General features: G+C 70.7%; 20 protein-coding genes. 10 read left to right on the forward strand and 10 right to left on the reverse strand.

Annotated features, from left to right (window positions below):
- Positions 1-118: 118 nt before the first annotated feature.
- Both ACIPVB_RS04980 and ACIPVB_RS04985 read right to left on the reverse strand, forming a co-directional pair.
- Positions 119-1,444, reverse strand: coding sequence for a UDP-glucose dehydrogenase family protein (locus ACIPVB_RS04980; protein WP_400367413.1), 1,326 nt, complete (start codon positions 1,442-1,444; stop codon positions 119-121).
- 67 nt (positions 1,445-1,511) lie between these two features.
- Entirely contained in the window at positions 1,512-3,080 is a 1,569-nt protein-coding gene (locus tag ACIPVB_RS04985) for a sugar transferase (RefSeq protein ID WP_400367414.1), read from the reverse strand.
- Positions 3,081-3,339: 259 nt separating this feature from the next.
- Here ACIPVB_RS04985 and ACIPVB_RS04990 point away from each other — a divergent pair, with 259 nt between their 5' ends.
- A complete protein-coding gene (locus ACIPVB_RS04990) occupies positions 3,340-4,443 on the forward strand; it encodes a PIG-L family deacetylase (protein ID WP_400367415.1) in 1,104 nt (367 codons plus the stop codon).
- A 6-nt stretch (positions 4,444-4,449) separates the two neighbouring features.
- Here ACIPVB_RS04990 and ACIPVB_RS04995 read toward each other — a convergent pair whose 3' ends face one another.
- From ACIPVB_RS04995 to ACIPVB_RS05005, 3 genes are all read right to left on the reverse strand, one after another.
- Positions 4,450-4,668: a three-helix bundle dimerization domain-containing protein gene (locus ACIPVB_RS04995; protein WP_400367416.1), complete on the reverse strand. Its 219-nt coding sequence runs from the start codon at positions 4,666-4,668 to the stop codon at positions 4,450-4,452.
- Positions 4,669-4,676: 8 nt separating this feature from the next.
- Entirely contained in the window at positions 4,677-5,201 is a 525-nt protein-coding gene (locus ACIPVB_RS05000) for a YbhB/YbcL family Raf kinase inhibitor-like protein (protein ID WP_400367417.1), read from the reverse strand.
- 69 nt (positions 5,202-5,270) lie between these two features.
- Complete coding sequence (locus ACIPVB_RS05005; protein ID WP_400367418.1) at positions 5,271-5,552, reverse strand: hypothetical protein; 282 nt, start codon at positions 5,550-5,552, stop codon at positions 5,271-5,273.
- Positions 5,553-5,801: 249 nt separating this feature from the next.
- Between ACIPVB_RS05005 and ACIPVB_RS05010 the strand changes: the two genes are divergently transcribed.
- Positions 5,802-6,869, forward strand: coding sequence for a PIG-L family deacetylase (locus tag ACIPVB_RS05010; RefSeq protein WP_400367419.1), 1,068 nt, complete (start codon positions 5,802-5,804; stop codon positions 6,867-6,869).
- A gap of 112 nt (positions 6,870-6,981) precedes the next feature.
- Here ACIPVB_RS05010 and ACIPVB_RS05015 read toward each other — a convergent pair whose 3' ends face one another.
- Together ACIPVB_RS05015 and ACIPVB_RS05020 are read right to left on the reverse strand one after the other, a co-directional pair.
- Complete coding sequence (locus ACIPVB_RS05015) at positions 6,982-7,401, reverse strand: organic hydroperoxide resistance protein (RefSeq protein WP_400367420.1); 420 nt, start codon at positions 7,399-7,401, stop codon at positions 6,982-6,984.
- A gap of 33 nt (positions 7,402-7,434) precedes the next feature.
- Entirely contained in the window at positions 7,435-7,914 is a 480-nt protein-coding gene (locus ACIPVB_RS05020; RefSeq protein WP_400367421.1) for a MarR family winged helix-turn-helix transcriptional regulator, read from the reverse strand.
- Between the two features lie 110 nt (positions 7,915-8,024).
- Here ACIPVB_RS05020 and ACIPVB_RS05025 point away from each other — a divergent pair, with 110 nt between their 5' ends.
- The gene (locus tag ACIPVB_RS05025) at positions 8,025-8,147 is read left to right on the forward strand and encodes a hypothetical protein (protein ID WP_400367422.1); all 123 of its coding nucleotides are present in this window, start codon (positions 8,025-8,027) and stop codon (positions 8,145-8,147) included.
- Between the two features lie 50 nt (positions 8,148-8,197).
- On the opposite strand, the gene ACIPVB_RS05030 is transcribed toward ACIPVB_RS05025, so the two are convergent.
- Entirely contained in the window at positions 8,198-9,499 is a 1,302-nt protein-coding gene (locus ACIPVB_RS05030) for a hemolysin family protein (protein WP_400367423.1), read from the reverse strand.
- 163 nt (positions 9,500-9,662) lie between these two features.
- A complete protein-coding gene (locus ACIPVB_RS05035) occupies positions 9,663-10,139 on the reverse strand; it encodes a PepSY domain-containing protein (protein WP_400367424.1) in 477 nt (158 codons plus the stop codon).
- Between the two features lie 152 nt (positions 10,140-10,291).
- Between ACIPVB_RS05035 and ACIPVB_RS05040 the strand changes: the two genes are divergently transcribed.
- The 5 genes from ACIPVB_RS05040 to glmM all read left to right on the forward strand — a co-directional run bounded on the left by ACIPVB_RS05040 (position 10,292) and on the right by glmM (position 14,612).
- Positions 10,292-11,128: an alpha/beta fold hydrolase gene (locus tag ACIPVB_RS05040; protein WP_400367425.1), complete on the forward strand. Its 837-nt coding sequence runs from the start codon at positions 10,292-10,294 to the stop codon at positions 11,126-11,128.
- A gap of 246 nt (positions 11,129-11,374) precedes the next feature.
- Positions 11,375-12,112: a lysostaphin resistance A-like protein gene (locus tag ACIPVB_RS05045; protein WP_400367426.1), complete on the forward strand. Its 738-nt coding sequence runs from the start codon at positions 11,375-11,377 to the stop codon at positions 12,110-12,112.
- A 188-nt stretch (positions 12,113-12,300) separates the two neighbouring features.
- The gene (rplM, locus tag ACIPVB_RS05050; protein WP_094734663.1) at positions 12,301-12,747 is read left to right on the forward strand and encodes a 50S ribosomal protein L13; all 447 of its coding nucleotides are present in this window, start codon (positions 12,301-12,303) and stop codon (positions 12,745-12,747) included.
- 24 nt (positions 12,748-12,771) lie between these two features.
- Entirely contained in the window at positions 12,772-13,242 is a 471-nt protein-coding gene (rpsI, locus tag ACIPVB_RS05055) for a 30S ribosomal protein S9 (RefSeq protein WP_074696481.1), read from the forward strand.
- A gap of 14 nt (positions 13,243-13,256) precedes the next feature.
- Positions 13,257-14,612 carry a phosphoglucosamine mutase gene (gene glmM, locus ACIPVB_RS05060; RefSeq protein WP_400367427.1) on the forward strand — a complete coding sequence of 452 codons (1,356 nt, stop codon included), beginning with the start codon at positions 13,257-13,259 and terminating at the stop codon, positions 14,610-14,612.
- Positions 14,613-14,661: 49 nt separating this feature from the next.
- Here the strand turns inward: glmM and ACIPVB_RS05065 are convergent, their stop codons facing one another.
- Positions 14,662-15,591: a Ppx/GppA phosphatase family protein gene (locus tag ACIPVB_RS05065; RefSeq protein WP_400367428.1), complete on the reverse strand. Its 930-nt coding sequence runs from the start codon at positions 15,589-15,591 to the stop codon at positions 14,662-14,664.
- A gap of 147 nt (positions 15,592-15,738) precedes the next feature.
- Here ACIPVB_RS05065 and coaA point away from each other — a divergent pair, with 147 nt between their 5' ends.
- Entirely contained in the window at positions 15,739-16,692 is a 954-nt protein-coding gene (gene coaA / locus ACIPVB_RS05070) for a type I pantothenate kinase (protein ID WP_400367429.1), read from the forward strand.
- Between the two features lie 445 nt (positions 16,693-17,137).
- Positions 17,138-19,630 (forward strand): choice-of-anchor G family protein (locus ACIPVB_RS05075; protein ID WP_400367430.1); only part of this gene is annotated, 2,493 nt, incomplete at its 3' end.

Here is a 19,630-nt window from a genome sequence, read left to right on the forward strand (position 1 = left end):
ATCGCGGACAGGGCGGTATCGGCCGCGCGGCGCGGGGGTGTTTCGGAGCCCCGTCCTGCGATGCGACCGAACGAACGACGCCCCGGCCGCAGGGACCGGGGCGTCGAGGGTGAGACCGTCAGGGGCGGCCCATCCCGTGATAGGTCCATCCGGCCGCGCGCCAGGCGGCGGGGTCGAGGCAGTTGCGTCCGTCGATCACCACGCGCCCGCGGGCGAGGGATGCCGCATGTTCGGGCGTGAGGTGGCGACGGTACTCGTCCCACTCGGTGACGACGATCACGGCGTCCGCATCGCGCAGGGTCGCATCGAGGTCGCGGTCGTAGGTCAGCTGTGGGTGGAGGCGTCGGGCGTTGTCGATCGCCGCCGGGTCGGTCAGGGTCACCTGGGCGCCGAGGCCGTGCAGGCGCACGGCGACGTCCAACGCGGGGGAGTCGCGGATGTCGTCGCTGTGCGGCTTGAACGCCGCTCCGAGGACGGCGATCTTCTTCTCGAAGACGCTTCCGCCCAGCGCGGAGGTCGCGAGTTCGACAGCCCGGTCGCGACGACGCAGATTGATCGCGTCGACCTCGCGGAGGAAGGCGATCGACTCGCCCCGGCCGAGTTCTTCGGCACGGGCCGAGAAGGCGCGGATGTCCTTGGGCAGGCACCCTCCGCCGAATCCGATGCCGGCGCCGAGGAAGCGCCGCCCGATGCGCGCGTCGTGCCCGATCGCGTCGGCGAGGGTCGTGACGTCGGCACCGGTGACCTCGGCGATCTCGGCCATGGCGTTGATGAAGCTGATCTTCGTCGCCAGGAACGCGTTCGCCGCGACCTTCACCAGCTCCGCCGTGGCGTAGTCGGTGACGATGAACGGCGTACCCTTCGCGACGGAGGGGTGGTAGACCTCGCGCAGGATGCGGGCGGCGCGCTCCCCGTCGGCGGTGGGCGAGCCGTCGTCCGAGGGCACTCCGGCGACCAGGCGGTCGGGATCGACGGTGTCCTGCACGGCCCAGCCTTCGCGGAGGAACTCGGGATTCCAGACGAGGGTGGCACCGCGTTCCGCCACGCGCGGGGCGAGGCGAGCGGCCGTGCCGACCGGCACCGTCGACTTGCCGGCGACGATGTCGCCCTCGGCGAGGAAGGGCAGCAGGCCGTCGATCGCGGCATCCACATAGGTGAGGTCGGCGGCGTACCCGCCCGCCTGCTGCGGGGTGCCGACACCCACGAAGTGCACCGCGGCGCCCCGGGCGGCCGACATCTCGGTGGTGAAGGCGAGACGGCCCGAGGCGATGCCCTCGGTGAGGATCTCTTGGAGCCCCGGTTCGAAGAAGGGCGCCTGGCCCTTCGACAGGGCGGCGATCTTGCGCTCATCGACGTCGATACCCACGACCTCATGACCGATGGATGCCATGGCGGCCGCGTGCACGGCTCCCAGGTATCCGCAACCTACAACAGACAGACGCATGGCGAGAGCCTTTCAAGTCGGCGCCGCCCCGCCTCGGAGGGCGGGGGCGAGGCGGGGAGGGGGTGAGTCACGCGGCCGTATCCCCCGGGGCGAGGGCGGCCCGGGCGGTGCGACCGAGGATGACGAAGTCGCCGAGGAGGGTCCAGTTCTCGACGTACGACAGGTCGAGGCGCACCGACTCCTCCCACGAGAGCGAGGAGCGTCCGCTGACCTGCCAGAGGCCCGTGATGCCCGGCTTCGCCAGGAACCGACGGTGCACGTGGTCGGCGTACACGGCGACCTCGGCCGGCAGCGGCGGTCGCGGGCCGACGAGCGACATCGAACCGCCGATCACGTTGAACAGCTGCGGCAGCTCGTCCAGGCTGAACTTGCGCATGATGCGTCCGATGGGCGTGACCCGTGGGTCGTTCTTCATCTTGAAGAGGACCTCGTTGCCCGCGTCGCGCTGTTGCGTCGCCAGCTGGGCGAGCAGGTCCTCGGCGTTGACCACCATCGACCGGAACTTGATCATGGTGAACTCGCGACCGCGGAAGCCGACGCGCGTCTGCCGGAAGAACACGGGGCCCTCGCTCGACAGCCGCACCGCGATCATCAGGAAGGCCAGCAGGGGGCTGAGCAGGAGGACGCCGACGGACGCAGCGATGAGGTCGACGCTGCGCTTGAGGAAGCTCTGCCCGCGCGAGAACTTGGGTGTCTCGACGTGGATGAGAGGGAGCCCGGCGACCGGTCGGGTGTGCAGACGCGGGCCGGCGATGTCCACGATGCTCGGAGCCAGGACCAGGTGCTGACGGCCGGCCTCGAGGCTCCACGAGATCTGCTTGACCTTGTCGGCGGGGAGCTCGTCGGCGCTCGTGATGGCGACGGTGTCGGCCCCTGTCGCCCGCAGTGCCCTCGTGACGTCGCCGACGTGACCCATGACGGGAATGCCCGTGCCGGGGATGACGTCGGCGATCTTGCCGTGGGGGACGCAGGCGCCCACGACGCGGTATCCGGCGCTCGGGGTCCGGGCGAATTCCCGCGCGAGCTGGGCGACGGAATGGAGTGAGCCGACCAGCAGCACGCTCGCGGAATATCGTCCGCGCGAGCGCTGGACGACGAGCCATTGCCGCCACATCCACCGGGTGAGGCAGAGCACGGTGATACCCAGCGGCAGGCTCACGAGCAGGTACCCGCGCGCGACGTCGATCTGGGCGAGGAAGGCGACGATGGCGACCGCGCCGAAGAGGCGGAAGCTGGCGTCGGCGATGCGGACGTATTCCGCGGAGCCGGTCCCGACGACCCGGTCGCTGCGGGACTCCACGAAGGCCAGCGCCCACATCCACATCGCCACGAGGATGGCCGAGAAGGCCCAGTAGGAGAGATCGCTGATGCGGCTGTCGCGCCCGGCGGCGAGCTGGGCGTTGCCGAGCCCGAACCACAGGATCTGCGTGCCGTAGACGACCCAGACGAGCGAGGCCAGGTCGGTGACGACGAGGTTGCGCCGGTACCGCGCGCGCCAGGGATCACGCGCGGGCGGGGCGGCCTCCGTGCTGCCCGCGGCGGGGGCGGAGGAGGCGGCGGGGTCGAGGGGGGTGTCCGACGTCGAGCCCGGATCGGCATCCGGTCCGGTCGTGTTCTCTCGAAGGTCGAATGTCACCCTCTCGACCCTCCTCCCGACCGACCCTTGTCGATCCCCTTGCGAACGATAACAGGCAGATGTCACCCACAAAGTCACCCGTTAACGCTTGTCATACGCAGGAAACGTGAACGGAAAGGGATCGCCCATCGCCCGAGGGGTGAAGAATCGGCGGGACGAGGCACCTTCGCTACACTCGGCGCAGGTCAGCCGATCCCGGCGATCGCCGAGATCGCCCCGCCCCGCGGAAGTGGTCGACGCCCACCGCACGAAAGCCGCCATGTCTCGCGTCTCGACGCCGCCGCCGCGCCGCCACGTCCCCGCCGGTCTGATCGCCGCCATCGCCGCGGCCGTCATCGTGGTCACCGCCGTTGCGGGGGTGTTCGCCTTCGCGCTCCTGCGGCCCGAGGCCGGCGCCGCCGCGCCGCTCGCGCCGACGGCCTCGACACCGACCGCGCCGGTGACGGCGAGCCCCTCCCCGACGCGTGCTCCGACCGCCGCACCCGCCCCGACGGCCGCTCCGACGGCCGCGCCCGCGCCGCCCCCGCCCTCGCCGGCCGCCCAGGGGTGCGACGGATCGACGACGGTCCTGACGGTGTGGGCCCATCCCGACGACGACATCATCTTCGCCAACCCCACGATCTCGGACGCGATCTCCGCGGGGCAGTGCGTCCGCACGGTCTTCGTCACGGCCGGCGATGCGGGAAAGGGCGGGGTGTACGTGAACGCCAGAGAGCTCGGCATCCTGCGCGCCTACAACCACATGCGCGGGACGGACGGCCTCTGGGACGCCACCGAGCTGACGCTGAACACCGGCGTGCAGGCGCGGCGCCTGTCGCCCCAGGGAGACCCGCGTCTGTCGGTCCTGTTCCTGCGACTGCCCGACGGCAACATCACCGGAGCGGGGTTCGACGCCACTGGACACGCCACACTGAGCAAGCTCTACGAGGGCGGCGTCGCGGTGCTTCAGCCGATCGACGGGGCCCCGGCGGTGACGCGGGACCAGCTGCTGGCATCCGTACAGGAGCTGGCGGCGGCGTTCTCGCCGACGTCGACCCTGACGCACATCCCCCGCGGCAGTGCCTTCGCCCCCGGGGATCACCCCGACCACTCGGTGGTCGGCAGCATCGTGCGCGACGCATTGACCTCGGACGCGGCGGCGGGTCCCGGCATCCGCTACTTCGTGGGATACCCGTCCGCCGATCTGCCGCGCAATGTCGGCGGTGAGGTCCTGGACGCCAAGACCGACACGTACCGCATCTACACGCAGCAGGACTCGGTGATCCGCTGCGCCGACCGGTCCGCGTGCCTCAAGACGCGCAAGTTCGGCGAGTGGCTGCAGCGGTCCTATCCGAAGACCGAGGCGGAACTGCAGATCGGCTGAGCCGGCTCAGTCCTCGTCGAGGACCTCGGCGACCGCGGCCCTTGCATCGCGTTCCGCGATGATCTCGACGAAGTCCTTCACCGGCGCGTCGGCGTACTTGTCGACGGCGGCCACCGCCTCATCGTGGACGACCTCGTGCGGCGCCGTGGGAAAGCGTGCCTGGACGCGCTCCTCCACACCGGCCACGGTCTCGTCCTTGTCGAACTCCTCGTTGCGTGACGTCATGGCCGTTCTCAGTGCTGGTAGGTGCCGTGCAGGATCGCGCGGCCGAGCGTCTTGAAGGCGAGGTTGAACGACACCACCGCGGGCGAGGCGTCCGCGTCGACACCGAGCGTCTCCTCGGCGACGGCGTGCACGACGAAGAAGTAGCGGTGGGGTTGGTCGCCCTGCGGAGGCGCGGCCCCCATGAAGCCGTTCTCGCCACCGTCGTTGCGGACGTGGAAAGCGCCCGGGGCAAGCGCGGCGCCGGCCGCACCCGTGGCCAGTTCGTGCACGTCGGCGGGCAGATCGACCAGGACCCAGTGCCAGAACCCGCTCGGGGTGGGGGCGTCCGGGTCGAAGCACGTCACGACGAAGGACTTGGTTCCCTCGGGCGCGCCGGACCACCGCAGATGGGGCGAGGTGTTCCCCTTGTCGGCGACCTGTGCATCCCCGAGGGGCTCACCGTCGGCGACATCATCGCTCGACACGTCGAACGAGGCGACGGCGGGGAGCAGCGGATACGGATCGGGGGTCTGCGGGCGGCTGAGATCGACCATGATCGGGACGATATTCGCCTTGCCCGGCGCGTCGGGAGGGCTTGCGCCCTCCGCGGCGGACGGATATCGCTAGCGGGGGAGCGCGAGCAGGGATCGAGCGACGTCGTGGCATCCCTGCGGTGCGGGAAGTCCGTAGTCGACCTCGACCACCTCCCGCAGCTCCGCCGCAAGGTCCTCCACAGACGGCCGCGTGTCGAGGGCGCGGAGGATGGGGAGGATGAGGTCGTCGTACTCGTCGTCGGGCCAACCCCGGCCGATGAGGTGGACGCCGATGGGGTCCCAGTCGTTGAGGACGGCGCGGACTTCGAGGGCCGCGGGCGACAGCGACCGCGGGGGTGAGGACGTCTGCATAGGCTGAGTGTCCACGCCCTCGTTAGGTGCCCGCTGAGCATCGCCGATGGGTTCGATCCGGACCGGCGAGGGGTGCGTTTCACCCGCAGGATGATGGATCGGCGCGACCGGCTCATACGCCCTCGCGGTGGTGCCGCGACGGGGTTTCGTGTCCGGGATGCCGCTTCGAGCGCGATAGCGTCGAGGGGCGTCCACGGGCGCGGAATCCGAGATCCGTCGCCGGGGGGCGCATGACAGGACGGAGTCGCCGTGAGTGACATCGACGAGCCTTCGAACGGGGAGCATTCCCCGACCGAGGGGGTGCCGGCGCGCTCCGGGATCAGTCGTCGAGCGCTTCTCTTCGGCGGCATCGCCGTCGGGGGACTCGCGGCCGTCGGCGGCGGCGCGCTGCTGTACCGCGAGATCCGACGGTCGGCCGGGCCCGAGGGGACCTGGGTCGCGCTCAGCCCGATCGTGCCGGTCCCCGACGCGGCTCCGCGCGAGCCGTCCCCCGCGGCCGAGCCGCCCGGTGACGACACGACCGTGGCGGTGTGGGCGCACGCCGACGACGACATCATCTTCGCCAACCCCCACCTCGGTGCGGTGATCGCCTCAGGCGCCACCCTGCGGACCGTCTTCGTCACCGCCGGCGACGCGGGCCGTGGTCTGGTGTACGCCCGCCAGCGCGAAGCGGGCATCCGGGCCGCCTACGACCTCATGCGCGGCAGCACGGCACCGTGGGAGACGCGCGAGATGACGCTCCTCAGCGGCGCCCGCGCGACGAGGTTCGTACCGGTGGACGATCCGCGGCTGTCGATCACGGTGCTGCGTCTGCCCGACGGCAACCTGAGCGCGAAGGGCTTTCCCACCACCGGGGACGCCGGTCTGACGCAGCTGATCAACGGCACCGTGCCGGCGCTCGAGCCGGTCGACGGCGGTCCGATCTTCGACGCGCGACGTCTGTCGGACACGATCGCCGAGCTCATCCACGCCGGGAGCCCCGATCGTGTGATGACCAACATCCCGCACGAGAGCGCCTTCGCCCACGGCGACCACCCCGATCACACGTGCGTCGGTTCACTCGTGCGGGCGGTCGCGCCCTCGGTGGGAGTGCCGGCGGACGCCGTGACCTACTACATCGGGTATCCCTCGCAGCACGAGCCGGCGAACGTGTTCGGCGCCGCGCTGGACGCCAAGGTCGATGTGTACGAGGTCTATGCCGCGCAGGATCCCGTGGTGACGTGCCACGGTCCGGCGGCGTGTCTGGCGCAGCCGGGATTCGGGCAGTGGCTGCGTCGCTCGTACGCCAAGACCGACACCGAGCTGCGCCTGGTGTGACGCTTCGGAGCGACGACGCCGCCCGCGGGGCGCGGGCGGCGTCGGTCCTGCCGGAGCAGCCGGGACGGGGCACGATACGTGGGGCTCAGCGCCCCGCCCCGGGGTGGGGGGGTCAGTCCTCGGAGACGGTGACCGTGACCTCGATGTTGCCGCGCGTGGCGTTGGAGTACGGGCACACCTGGTGGGCTTCGTCGGCGAGCTGCTGGGCGAGCTCGGGCTCGACGCCCGGCAGGACGACCTCGAGCAGAACGGCGAGCTGATAGCCGCCCTGACCGTTCGGTCCGATGTGCACACGGCCGCCGACCGAGGAGTCTTGGAGCGAGACCTTGTGCCCGCGCGCTACCGCGTGCAGGGCGCTGTGGAAGCAGGCCGCGTACCCGGCGGCGAACAACTGCTCGGGGTTGGTCCCCTTGCCGGACCCGCCCATCTCGGTCGGCGGGGCGACCTCGAGATCGATGTACGAGCCGGCGGTCACGTGGCCGGTGCGGCCGTGACCGGTGGAGACGGCTTCGGCGGTGTAGAGAACGTCCATGGTGTTCCTCTCTGGGGTGGTCCGGGTGGCGGATCAGGCGTCGCGTCGGGGTGCCCCGACCGCCTGGAGGACGACGTCGGGGTGGTCGCGCAGGCTCTTCATCGCCTCGGTCAACTGGTGCAGGGCGTCGACGAGGTCGCGGGCGCTGTCGGCATCCGTCAGCCCCGCTCCCGCCGCGATGCAGCGGGGGACGTGCGTCAGCTCGTCGCGCAGCGCCGCTCCCCGCGGGGTGAGGGCGACGATCACGATGCGTTCGTCGTCGCCCTTGCGGGTGCGGGTGACGTACCCGGCGGTCTCCATGCGCGCGAGCATCGGTGACAGCGTGCCGGAATCGAGCTGGAGGGCCTCGCCGAGGCTGCCCACCGTCTGCTCGCCGTCGGTCCACAGCGTCACCAGGGTGATGTACTGCGGGTAGGTGAGGCCCCAGGGCTCGAGCAGCACGCGGTAGGCCTGAGTCGTGGTGCGATTCGCGGCGTACAGGGCGAAGCAGACGAGGGAGTCGACGGCGGGCATGGAAAGACTCTTGCACACAATTAAGTTGTGCACAATTCAACTGCGACGTGCGATCGACCGCGCGATGTCAAGCCCTGCCGTCCCCTTGCGGTTCGGGTCAGCATGGTCGCATGATCAGCCGGAGCGACGCGAGCATGACGGGTCCGTCGGGGTTCCTCCCCGACGGAGACCGTGACCTGCTCGCCATCAACGGGCACCACTTCGACCTCGACGAGGGACCCGGGGCGCACTGAGTCGGCCGCGCGCGGAGCGCGTCCACCCGTGCCACGGAGGTGATCGTCGATCAGTCCCGCTCGTCCGCGCCCGCCTCGTCGCCCTCGTCGACGGGGTGCCGTGTCACCAGCAGCTCGGCGACGCGGCGCCGGTCGATCGCGCTCACCTGCAGCGTCGCGCCGTCCACGTCGACGGTGTCGCCCACGCGCGCAAAGCGCCCCAGGCGTTCGATGACGAATCCGGCGACCGTGTCCGAGGCGCCCCGGGGAAGGGCGACCCCCGTGGCCTCCTCGAAGTCCTGGAGGTTCAGCCGGCCCTCCACCGTGCCGTGCTCGCCCTCGGCGAGCGGCTGCTCGGCATCGGTGTCGTACTCGTCGAAGATCTCGCCGACGACCTCTTCGACCAGATCCTCGAGCGTGACGATGCCGTCCGTGCCGCCGTACTCGTCGACGACGACGGCGATGTGGCTGCCCTCGGCCCGCATGGCGGTCAGCGTGGGCAGGACCCGAGCCGTGGACGGGATGTAGCGGATCTCGCGCACGACCGCTGTCAGGGGCCGCTCGGCGTCGTCGTACAAGTCGCGCACGTGTACGAACCCGATGACGTCGTCGATCGTCTGCTCGGCCACGGGGTAGCGCGAGAACGGCAGGTCGCGGACGCGGTCGCGGGCCTCGGCGATGGTGCCCGCGGCATCCAGGGTCACCACCTCGGGACGGGGCCGCATGACCTCGCTGACGTGCCGGTCCCGCAGCGACAGGACGTCGTCGAGGATGCGGCGTTCATCGGCGGGCAGGCCCTCATGACTCGACACGATGTCGCGGAGCTCCTCCTCGCTCAGCTCCTCTCCGGTCTTGTTCGGGTCGCCACCGAGCAGACGCACGAGCACGTTCGTCGAGATCGACAGCAGCCAGATGACCGGGCGCATGAGAGTCGCGAACCCGTTGAGCACCGGCGCGACGCCGTAGGCGAACGCCGCGTTGCGCTGGATCGCGAGCCGCTTGGGCACCAGCTCGCCCAGGACCAATGACAGGTAGGCGATCACCAGAGTGAGGGCGATGGTGGCGACGGTCGCCGCGGGCGCCGGGTCGAGCCCCCACCCGATGAACAACGGGGTCACCGAGGGGGCGATCGACGACGCCCCGTACGCGGCCGAGGCGAAACCGGCGACGGTGACGCCGATCTGCACGGCCGAGAGGAAGGTGTTGGGGTTGCGGGCGAGGTCGGCGACCTTGCGGCCGCGTTTGCCCCGGGCGGCGAGAGCGTTCACCTGACTCTCGCGGAGGGTCACCAGCGCCATCTCGGTAGCGGCGAACACCCCGCCGATGAGGACGAACACGACGACGAGGATGATGTTGAGGGCGAGGTCGTTCATCGCTTCGCCATCCCACTCGACCCGCGGACGCCCGGGGTCACCCGGGCGCTCGCATGATGACCGTCGGTGCCGCGCGCTGCAATCATGCGCCGAGTGTAGTGAGGGCGACCCGAGAGGACGCCGACAGGCGCGGGGCTTGCGTGCCGATGCGTCTTCTGCGTGGTCAGCGGATCGCGCCGTCGGCCCCCGAGACCCGGACGGGGGAGCCGTCGTCGAACTCGATCTCCCAGACGGCGACGCCGTCCTCGCGCTCGAGGGATGCGCCGTCGATGCGATCTCCGCCGCGGTTCTGCGCCCCCGCGATGCGGACCGCGTCAGCGAGGGTCGTGGTCGCCGCCTGCAGGGCTTCGCGGTCGTCGACGTCCAGTCCGTCGTCGTCCTCGGAGACTGTCGCCGTCGAACCGTCCGCGCTGACGCGCACGTCGACCTCGCGGTCGCCGACGGCGACGTGGACCTCCCACTCCCCGTCCTCCGTGTCGAGCTCGAATGCGCGGCCTCCCGCCGCGGACTCGGCGGTCGTGATGGCACGGACGGCCTCGCGGGCCGTGGGCCCGGCGCTGTCCGCAGAAGGCGCGCAGGCGCCCAGGGCGAGCGTCGCGACGGCGAGGAGGGCGACAGCGGGGATGCGGGTCGGAGCCATGACGCGAGGCTAACGAGTGCGTGCCGCACGCCCCGGACCGTTGCGTCCGCGCAGCGCGTGTGCTGGCGGACCGCGGAGCGGTCCCGTTACCTATCCGAGACCGTTTGTCAATCGCGGACCCGCATCCAGGAAGCGGCCCAACCATGTCAGTCATGAGCGAGATCACCGCACACCACGGACTTCTGACCGACATCGACCTCCACGTCGACGACACCGGCGGCACCGGCCGTCCGGTGGTCCTCATCCACGGCTGGCCCCTCTCGGGCGAGTCCTGGGCCCACCAGGTTCCGGCCCTCGAAGCCGCCGGATACCGCGTCGTGACCTACGACCGTCGGGGATTCGGCCGCAGCGACAAGCCGCGCACCGGGTACGACTACGACACCTTCGCCGATGACCTGCAGGCGGTGCTCGAGACGCTCGATCTGCGCGACGCGACCCTCGTCGGATTCTCGATGGGCGGTGGCGAAGTCGCTCGCTACCTCACCCGCCACGGCGCCGATCGTGTGCACAGCGTCGTCTTCGCCGCCGCGGTCCCGCCCTACCTCGCGCAGACCGACGACAACCCCGAGGGGCCGCTCGACGACGCCACCGCCGACGGGATGAAGCAGGGACTGAAGGATGACGAGAAGTCGTTCTACCACCAGTTCACGACCGACTTCTTCTCGGTGAACGGCTCGCTCGCCGTGCCGGAGCAGGAGCAGGCCGAGGCCGAGCGGCTGGCCAACCAGGCGGACCACCACGCCGCGCTGAAGTCCATGGAGGCCTTCGCCACCACCGACTTCCGCCAGGACCTGCCGAACGTCACCGTGCCGGCGCTGATCATCCACGGCGACAGCGACGCCACCGTGCCCTTCGAGGGCTCGGGCAAGCGCACGCACGAGGCGATCGCCGGCAGCGAGCTGCACGTGGTCGCGGGCGCGCCCCACGGCGTGAACGTCAGCCACGCCGACGAGTTCAACCGCGCGCTGGTCGACTTCCTGCAGCGCTGATCCCGGCGGCGATCAGTGCGGGGGATTGCGCACCGATCGCGGCTCTCACGAGGACTCGGCGTCCGCGCTCTGGCCCGCAGCCGCGGTGGACGCTCGACCTGCACGGATGCCCCGTCGTTCGCGACGGGGCATCTGTGCAGGTACCCACGAGCCGCGGGTGAGTGAACGGGTGAATGAGTCCGGCGCGGGCCGCCGCAGCCGCGATCGGCCCCGCGACCGCGGCATCCCCGGCCCTACTGTTCCCTCATGTCCCGAGCCGTCCGACGTTCCGACGCCCGGAGGCGGCTCTGGACCGCCCGCGATGCGGTGGTCGACGGGTGGGGCGCGGAACTCCTCGGCTGGGCGATCGCCGCGATCGGCCTGTCGACCCTCGCCGTCCCGGTCCTCTCGCGCATCGCGCCGGGCGGGATCGCCCCCGCGCTCACCCAGGCGATGGTCTGGATCGCCCTCGCGGTGCCGGTGCTGCTGGGCCTGCGCCGGGCGCGACCGCGCGGACTGCTCGGGATCCGGGCGATCGACCTGGCTGCGGGTCTGCTGCTGGGCGTCCTGGTCCGAGGCGTGCAGGGGCTGATCGAGGGAGCGCGGGGTGTACCCGCCGCGTGGCCCGCCCTGGTCACGACCGACGGGAGGATCCCGACCGGCTTCTGGGCGGAGGCCGCAGCCGGGACGATCGTGACGCCCGTCGTGGAGGAGCTGTTCTTCCGTGGGGTCGTCCTGATCTGTCTGGTGGTCCTGCTGCGGCCGATCGCGGGTCACCGGCCGGCCGTGGTCGCCTCGATCGCGGGCTCCACGACCCTCTTCGTGATCGCTCACGCGCTCACCGCTCCGCGTGACGGTGCGGACCTCATGACCCTCGCGGTCCTCGGGGCGGTCGCCGGAGTCCTCACCACGGCGACGGGTCGCCTGGCGCCGGCCGTGGTGATGCACGTCGTCTTCAACGCCACGGGGTTCGCGCTGCTCGCGATCGGCACGCTTCTCGCCTGAGGGGTCCGGCCGCGTTTGGTGCTGGCATCCGGATGCCGTAGTCTTGCTCTTTGGTGCCCGCCTCTCTGCGAGCGGGTCGCCCGAACGTGAGCCCTCCACCGGCCCTGTTCTCTCGGCATCGTCGGGGCAACGGACCACCGGAGCGGGATTCACGAACTCCTCCGTTCGATCAAGAAAGCAGCACTACTGTGACGCGCACTTTCACCCCCAAGGCCGCTGAGGTCACGCGCGAGTGGGTCGTTATCGACGCCACCGACGTCGTCCTCGGCCGTCTCGCCTCGCACGCGGCGGTCCTCCTCCGCGGCAAGCACAAGGCGACCTTCGCCAACCACATCGACTCTGGTGACTTCGTCATCGTGATCAACGCCGAGAAGGTGGCGCTCACGGGTCAGAAGCTCACGCAGAAGAAGGCCTACCGCCACTCGGGCTTCCCGGGCGGTCTCAAGTCCGTCACCTACGACGAACTGCTCGAGAAGAACCCCGTCCGCGCGGTCGAGAAGGCCATCCGCGGCATGCTGCCCAAGAACAGCCTCGGCGCGGCGCAGCTCAAGAAGCTCAAGGTCTACCGCGGCGCCGAGCACCCCCACGGTGCCCAGCAGCCCACGGCATACACCTTCGACCAGGTCGCCCAGTAAGCGCCGCCGGATAAGGACGAAACAGTGTCGAACATCGACTCCAGCAACTACAGCACCGAGACGCCGGCCGAGCAGTCGGCCGTCGCCACCGAGCGCCCCGTGCTCTCGGTCCCCGGCGCAGCCGTGGGCCGTCGCAAGCAGGCCATCGCCCGCGTGCGCCTGGTTCCCGGCTCGGGCACGATCACGGTCAACGGCCGCACGATCGAGGACTACTTCCCCAACAAGCTGCACCAGCAGCTGATCAACGACCCGTTCACCGTCCTCGAGCTCGCCGGCTCGTACGACGTGATCGCGCGCATCTCCGGTGGCGGCCCCTCGGGTCAGGCCGGCGCGCTGCGTCTGGGCATCGCCCGTGCGCTGAACGAGATCGACGCCGAGAACAACCGCCCGACCCTCAAGAAGGCCGGATTCCTCTCGCGCGACGCTCGCGTCAAGGAGCGCAAGAAGGCCGGTCTCAAGAAGGCCCGCAAGGCGCCTCAGTACTCCAAGCGCTGAGTTCGATCCTCCGTATGCCTCTCTTCGGCACGGACGGGGTGCGGGGGCTGGCCAACGGCCTCCTCACCGCCGAACTCGCGCTGCACCTGGCCCAGGCGACTGCTGTCGTCCTGGGCCAGGGCCGTTCTGCGGAGGCGCGCAAGGCGGAGGGCCGTCGACTGACGGCCGTCGTCGCGCGCGATCCGCGTGTGTCGGGGGAGTTCCTCGCCGCCGCGGTCGCGGCAGGACTCGCCTCCTCGGGCGTCGACGTGCTCGACGCCGGAGTGATCCCCACCCCCGCGACCGCTTTCCTCATCGCCGACCACGACGCCGACTTCGGCGTGATGGTCTCGGCCTCGCACAACCCCGCCCCCGACAACGGCATCAAGATCTTCGCTCGCGGCGGCACCAAACTGCCCGACATCGTCGAGCAGCGTATCGAGAGCGCCCTCACGTGGGACCGGCTGCAGCCGACGGGAGCCGGAGTCGGTCGCATCCGTCGGTTCGCCGACGCCGAGGACCGCTACGTCCTGCACCTGCTGGGATCGCTGCCGCACCGGCTCGACGGCATCCACGTGGTCCTGGACTGCGCCCACGGCGCGGCCGCCGGCGTGTCGCCCGAGACCTTCCGCGACGCCGGCGCCCAGGTGACCGTCATCGGCGCCGAACCCGACGGGCTCAACATCAACGACGGTGTCGGGTCCACGCACCTCGACGTGCTGGCCGAGGCGGTCGTGCGCCTCGGCGCCGATGTCGGGATCGCGCACGACGGCGACGCCGATCGTTGTCTGGCCGTCGATGCCGAGGGCAACGTCGTCGACGGCGACCAGATCATGGCGATCCTCGCGGTCGCCATGAAGGAGCGCGGCGCGCTCGCGGACGACACGCTCGTGGCGACCGTCATGAGCAACCTCGGTCTGCACCGTGCCATGCAGGCCCACGGCATCCGCGTCCTGCAGACCGCCGTCGGCGATCGCTACGTGCTCGAGGCGATGAACGAGGGCGGCTATTCGCTCGGCGGTGAGCAGTCCGGCCACGTCATCATGAGCGAATTCGCCACGACCGGGGACGGCCTGCTCACGGGCCTGCACATCGTCGCCGAGATGGCACGACAGAACAAGACGCTCGCCGAACTCGCCGCCATCATGACCGTGTACCCGCAGGTCCTGGTGAACGTGCGCGGCGTCGATCGTGACGGGGTGTCGGATGAGGGCGTGCAGCACGCCGTCGCCGCATCCGCCGCAGAGCTCGGCGACTCCGGTCGCGTGCTGCTGCGCGCGTCGGGGACGGAGCCGCTCGTGCGGGTCATGGTCGAGGCCGCCGACGCGGGCACCGCGCGCGCGCACGCCGACAGACTCGCCGCGGTGGTGCGGGAACGCCTGTCGCTCTGAACGCATCCACGGACGGCTCGGTTCCCCCGCGGGGTGACCGAGCCGTCCGTCAGTATTCGAGGGACTCGATGTAGCGCAGCAGCACACCCTCGCGAAGGGCCCACGGCGACACCTCGAGCTCTTCGACGTCCATCGCCTTCATGGCCCGCTCCACCACCACGGCCGCCGCGACGATCTGGAACGTGCGATCCGCGGTGATGCCGGGGAGGGCCTCGCGGGCGTCGGCGGGAATGCGGGCCAGACGCGGGATCCAATCCTTCAGCTCGCGACGTGGCAGGACCATCCGGTCGATGCCCGACCACCCCGGCACGGGATAACCGGCCAGCTTCGCCAGCGAGCGGATCGCCTTGGACGAACCGATGACGTGGTCGGGGCGGGGGAGGGCGGAGAACCTCTCCGCCACCGGTGCGAGGACGGATGCCGCGTGCTGACGCAGCGCGTCGATCTCGACGTCGCTCGGGGGATCGTGGGGGAGGAACCGCACGGTCGAGCGCCCCGCGCCCAGGGGCACGGACTCGGCGAGGTCGGGGAGCTCGTCGGCGCCGCCGGCGATCTCGAGCGATCCGCCGCCGATGTCGAACAGCAGGATCTGCCCCGCCGACCACCCGAACCACCGGCGGACGGCCAGGTAGGTCAGCCGGGCCTCGGTCTCGCCTCCCAGCACCTGCAGCGGCTGGCCGAGCGTCTGTTCGATCAGGGCGATGACCGCATCGCCGTTGGTCGCCTCGCGCACGGCCGAGGTCGCGGTGGCGAGCAGCTCGTCGACACCCTCGGCGCGGGCGCGGTCCCGGGCGGCGGTCACGGCATCCACGAGCCCGCGAACGCCCTCGGGCGAGATCGAGCCATCCGGTTGCAGGTACCGCATGAGGCGCAGCACCGAACGATGCGAGGTCGTCGCCGTGGGCCGACCGCCGGCGCGCGCGTTCGCGACCAGCAGATGGACGGTGTTCGAGCCGATGTCGAGGACTCCCAGGCGCACGCTCCGAGCGTAGTGGCGTGGCGCACCCGTCGCCGGACGGCCTCCCGGCCGCCGCCCTCGCCGCGCGCGCGGCATCGATGCGCCGCGGGACCGCCCGCCGCGCGTCGGATCGCTCGGGCGGGCGGGGGGCCCACGTAACATGGGCGGGTGTCCGCCGCCGAGACAGCTTCTCCCGCACCGTCGCTGAGTCCGTACCGTCAGATCGATCGCGGCGACTGGGCCCGCATGGCCGGGGGGATCGAGCAGCCCCTCACCGAGAACGAGATCGTGCAGCTGCGCGGCATCGGCGACCGCCTCGACCCGCGCGAGGTCGCCGAGGTCTACCTGCCGCTCAGCCGCCTGCTCAGCCTGTACGCGCGGGCGACGCGACGATTGGGCGAGGACACGAGCGCCTTCCTGGGCGAACCGGATGCCACGACGCCCTTCGTCATCGGGGTCGCGGGATCCGTCGCGGTGGGCAAGTCGACCATCGCGCGGCTGCTGCGCGAACTCATGAGCCGCTGGCCCGACACCCCGCGCGTCGAACTGGTCACGACGGACGGGTTCCTCTACCCCAACGCCGAGCTCGAGCGCCGCGGGCTGATGGGACGCAAAGGGTTCCCGGAGTCGTACGACCGCCGCGCCCTCGTCGAGTTCGTGAGCACGGTCAAGTCCGGCGCAGACGAGGCGCGCGCCCCCTTCTACTCTCACGTGCGGTACGACATCATGCCCGATGCCCACATCACGGTGCACCGCCCCGACGTGGTCATCGTCGAGGGGCTGAACGTGCTGCAGCCGCCGCCCTCGCCGAACGAGGTCGCGGTGAGCGAGCTGTTCGACTTCTCGATCTACGTGGATGCCGATGCCGCGCACATCGAGCGCTGGTACGTCGATCGCTTCCTCGCGCTGCGCGACAACGCCTTCACCAACCCCACATCCTTCTTCCGCGTCTTCGCCGACATCAGTGACGAAGAGGCCGTCCAGCGCGCCCTCGGGTACTGGCGCGAGATCAACCTGCCCAACCTGGAAGAGAACGTGCTGCCGACCCGGCACCGCGCCAAGCTCGTCCTGCAGAAGGGCGCCGACCACACCGTGGAATCGGTGTTGTTGCGAAAGCTCTGACGGACATAGCGCACGCCGCACACTCGACCGGTCCCGGCCCCGGCATCCCCGTAGTACTGATGTCGCCTCGGTAGTCCTCGGACCTTGCCAATGGTGCGGGCCGACGGGATCAGGTGCGAGCCCGATCCCGGTAGTCGCCCGTCCGGGCCGCGCGGCCTTTACGTAGTCATCCCGGTACCACAGCTCGTTCACAGCTTTCCCCCTGCGCCCTTGAATGGTCCGTACGGCTGTCGGAAGGCCGCAGAGGGCGCGGTGTCTGCCGCGTCCGAGCACCAGGTACAGGAGCACCTCTATGGATCGCGCGGATTGGGGGACGTCCGGGACATCACCCGGACGTGCCGGAACACGGAGAAGGAGCGCGGTCTGGACCCGCTCCCGGGTGGGGAGAGCAGCGGTCAAGACCGCCGCGGCTGTGGGGGCCGCCTCCTTGAGCCTGTTCGGAGGGGTGACCGCGGCCAGCGCCGCGCCCGGCGACACCTCGAACGCCACGGGAACATTCCTGGGCGGGTCGATCCTCGACGCCATCGATCTGGATGCCGTCGCCAACATCGAGGGCGCCCAGGCGACGAGCAACGGGACAGGCGACACCGTCGTCGACTTCAACACGCTCGACCTCACTGCCCTCGGGCTCGTCAACGTCACCGTCGACGGGGGCATTCAGGTCCCGCTCGACCTCGGCTCGGCCGGGGTCCTGGGGCAGTACGCGCAAGCCGCTCCCGACGGGTCGTCGGTGGGCGCCTCGGGTGCCGTCGGCTCCGGTGGCGTCATCGGTACGGGAGCCCCGGCCGGCGGCCCCCTGACGATCGGGCTGGAGGATGCGATCGCGTCGCTGACCGGTACGGTCGCCGCCGACCTGGTGGGCGACCTCGCCGACGCGCGCCTGACGCTCGACGCCGTGAGTGCGCGCGCCGAACAGGCCGCACCCGACCCCGCGACCGGTGACTACACCATCGCGAGCGCAGAACTCGTGGTGGACAGCGCCACGCTCGCAGCGCTCACCTCGGGCATCGCCGCCGACGTCGCCGAGCTGCAGGGCACCGTCGACGGGCTGCAGGGCGCACTCGAGGGCAGCCTGGACGAGGTCCTCGGGCTGTTGAACGGCATCGCGACCCTGGACCTCGAAGTGGGCACGGTTGACCTGACGACCGCCGTCAGCTCACTGCTCACCGGAACCATCACGGACCCCGACTACCCCGGTGTCTCCATCGACCTGGGCACGGGAGCAGTCACCGTCGACCTCGAGCAGATCATCGACCTCAATACCCGCGGCATCGGCGAGGGGATCCTCACCGGCGCCACCGTCCAGTACGTCGAGAACGCCATCCTCGCCGCCGTCGACGGTCTGCTCACCGAGGTGCAGGAGGCGTTGACCCAGGCGATCCGCGGCATCACGATCGAGGGTGGAGCGAGCATCAGCCTCATCGTGGGCAGTGCCGATCTGCTCACCATCGACACAACCGTCGGCGCACTGCTCGACGGGGACCTCACGGGAGTCGAGCTGCTCAGCGTGCCCATCTCGCTGCCTTTCGGTCTCGACGAGGTCGTCGCGGCGCTGACGGCCCCGTTGGACGCACTGGTCGACGAGGTCACCGACCTGGTGGCGGCGGCGCTCGCGCCGGTGAACGCCGTCGTCCTCCCCGCGTTCGACGCGGTGATCCCCGCCGTCGCGAGCATCACGGTCAACAACCAGTCCACGAGCGAGGCCGGAGTCTTCTCGATCACGGCAGCGATCGTGACGGTGCTCCCGGTGCTGGGCGCGGGCGGGGCGGTGCAGCTCGAACTCGCCAACGCGACCGTCGGCCCCAACGCCCTCGACGCCAACGCCGATGTGACGATCACCGCGCCCGAGGACGGGACGCAGATCGTCGTCCCCGACGCGGATGACACGACACCCGTCGTCGTCGCCGGAACGGGCCAGCCGAACGCGAACGTCACCGTGTCGGTGACGGGGCAGCCGGACCGCACGGTACCGGTGAACGCGGAGGGTCAGTGGACCACGACGTACGACGCTCTGCCGATCGGGGAGTACACCGCGACGGCCACCCAGGACGTCGACGGGTCGCAGGCGACCGTGTCGTTCGTCGTGGTCGCCGCGCCTGACGTCGTCATCACCTCGCCGACGCCGGACCAGATCTTCGTGGTGGCCGACGCCGATGACACCTCTGACGTCACCGTGACCGGTACGGGTGCTCCCGGAGAGGACGTCGAGGTCGCGGTCGGCGACCAGACGCAGACCGTCCCCGTGGGCGAGAACGGCCAGTGGACCGCGACGTTCGAAGATCTGCCGGTGGGCGACTACACGGCGACCGCCACGCAGCCGTTCGACGGTTCGACGGACACCGTCGACTTCTCGGTCGCCGAGACACCGGACGTCGTGATCCTCACGCCCGCCGACGGCGCGGAGTTCGCCGTCGGGCAGGACGACGGCGAGGCCATCGTTCCGGTCTCGGGCACGGCATCCCCGGGTGCGCTCGTCACCGTCACCCTCGACAACGGGGACGTGCAGACCGACACGGCCGATGACGACGGCACGTGGAGCGTCGAGTTCGAGGGTCTGCCGATCGGGCAGTACACCGCCACCGCGACGCAGGATGCGGACGGCTCCAGTGACACCGCGACCTTCGCGGTCGTCCTCGCCGACGAGGTGGTCATCACGACGCCGGTCGACGGCACGGAGTACGAGGTCGGCGAACCCGACGCGACGCGCACGGTGGTCGTGACCGGAACCGGTCAGGCGGGCGCGGAGATCTCGGTCGCCATTCCCGGCGAAGGCACCCAGACGACCACGGTCGAGGGTGACGGCACCTGGTCCGTCGATTTCGTCGGCCTCGGGGTCGGCGGGTACACGGCCACCGCCACGCAGGACTTCGATGGGTCGACCGACTCGACGACGTTCACCATCTCCGCGGTCGCGGCCGATGGTGGCGTGGATGCTGAT

This window comes from Microbacterium sp. NPDC090007, assembly GCF_044748345.1.
GTDB lineage: Bacteria > Actinomycetota > Actinomycetes > Actinomycetales > Microbacteriaceae > Microbacterium.